Source organism: Rhodococcus sp. KRD162 (genome assembly GCF_017168335.1).
Lineage (GTDB): Bacteria > Actinomycetota > Actinomycetes > Mycobacteriales > Mycobacteriaceae > Rhodococcoides.
The window spans coordinates 1-1699 of the sequence record NZ_JABFAU010000094.1 but is presented as its reverse complement, the minus strand read 5'-3'; the positions used below and the strand labels follow the sequence as shown (position 1 = coordinate 1699).

2 protein-coding genes and 1 pseudogene are annotated in these 1699 nt (G+C 67.6%); 1 reads left to right on the top strand and 2 read right to left on the bottom strand.

The window, feature by feature from the left end:
* A pseudogene (locus tag J1M87_RS28170) lies at positions 1–240 on the top strand (o-succinylbenzoate--CoA ligase); the annotation flags it as partial.
* 371 nt (positions 241–611) lie between these two features.
* Here J1M87_RS28170 and J1M87_RS28165 read toward each other — a convergent pair.
* Together J1M87_RS28165 and J1M87_RS28160 are read right to left on the bottom strand one after the other, a co-directional pair.
* Complete coding sequence (locus J1M87_RS28165) at positions 612–1190, bottom strand: site-specific integrase (protein WP_202916944.1); 579 nt, start codon at positions 1188–1190, stop codon at positions 612–614.
* A gap of 78 nt (positions 1191–1268) precedes the next feature.
* A complete protein-coding gene (locus tag J1M87_RS28160; protein WP_225330463.1) occupies positions 1269–1532 on the bottom strand; it encodes a hypothetical protein in 264 nt (87 codons plus the stop codon).
* Positions 1533–1699 lie beyond the last annotated feature (167 nt).

Below are 1699 nucleotides of genomic sequence, written 5' to 3'. Positions count from 1 at the left end.
GTTGCCGTCGTCGGCCTGGACCACGCCACATTCGGGGAGACCATCGTCGCGATCGTGACCCCGGTTCCCGGTCGCGAGGTGACCCTCGAGGAGCTGCGGACGTACGCCGCCGAATACGTCGCGGACTACAAACTGCCGCGCGATCTGATCGTCCGTGACATCCCGCGCAACCCTTCCGGCAAGATCCTCAAACACGTTCTCCGCAGTGAGATTCGGGACGACTCCGCGCAACGCACGTAGACCGACGGACGACTCCGGCACATTCGAGTTCCCGGGAACCACGACGCCGTCCATATCCGATACGGCCTGACCGAAGCCGCGCTCCCGCGCGCTCATCTCCCACGGCTGTTCCAACCCCGGCGAGGTCTCGCGCGACCTCACGGCCCTACTCTCGGCCGTGCCCCCGCCGGATCCGACAAACACCACGACCACGCACGCCCGGCAGCGGCTATGAGTTCCCGGACGCGGAAGACCACACCCATCGACGGTGCCGCACTTGATTGGTCTCTTTCGGCCCCCCTCGAGCAGATGCGCTCGGGCCGAACAGTCAAGGTGCTGAACAAGATACGCAGACACGCGCCGGAACTCGTCACCGTCAGCTACTGAGAGATTCAGCGGGAGCGCCGCCGCGCAGCGGGATCGGTCTCGGCCTGCCAGCGCCCCAGCGCCTCGGCGGAGACCTTCGCGTATTTGACCAGGCTGCGCACCGAGGTGTGTCCGCTCAACGCCATCAGCATCGGCGTGGAAGCGCCCTTCTCTGCGGCGTGGGTCAGTCGCGAGTGCCGCAGCTGGTGCAGCGTGAACGGTCCGCGTCGCATCCCTTCGGTGTGCTCCTCGAGGAGCGTCGCGGCGCGGCGGTAGGAAAGTCGGGCGCGGCCGGTCGAGTTGTCGGTGTCGGTCTTGGCGACCGACGGCTTGGCTTTGCGGTCGGTCAGGAACAGCGGCCCGGACTTCCGTCCGGCGATCAGCCGGGGCAGCGGCCGTGCGGTGCCGGTCTGCCAATAGATCACCTCGCGGGCGCCGCCCTTGCGGGTGACCGTGGCGCATCGGTTCACGGTGTCCAGGTCCTCGATGTCGAGATTCAGGATCTCCTCCGCCCGCGCGGCGGACTCATACAGCATCGACCAGAACACCCGCTCGCGCAGGGCCGCGTCCATGCCCAGCAGCTCCGCAACCTCGGCGGCGGTCATCGCCTTGCTGTTGTCCGGCGCACTCGGCCGCGCCCGCAGGCGCGACACCGGATCGCCGGTCAGCCACTGTTGATCGCGTCAGTAGGCGCACGCCGCCGACACCGCGGTCAGCCGGAGGTTGTAGGTCTTGGGGGCCTTGTCGCCCCACACGTAGTCGAACCACCCCGACACCCGATCCGGGTTCAACAACCCGACATCGCCGTCCGCGCCGAAGTCGCGCACCATCCGATCCAACGCCGAGGCGTAGGCGCGGCGGGTGTTCACCGCCGCGATCGTGCCCAGAAAGGTCCGCGTCGCGTCCGCCAGCCGGATCCCGGCGGCCCGCGCCGGTAGCGAGCTCACCGATCCCACCCCGACCGCCCTTCAGCACTACGGCAGATAGTTTCCGGAGTCGCCCATCTCCGGAACGACCATCGCGGCAGGACGACTCACGAGTTACGGCAGATAGTACGCTACTATCTGCCGTAAATCCTTAGCGCCGGATTTCGAGAATCTGCTCCCCGACCCCC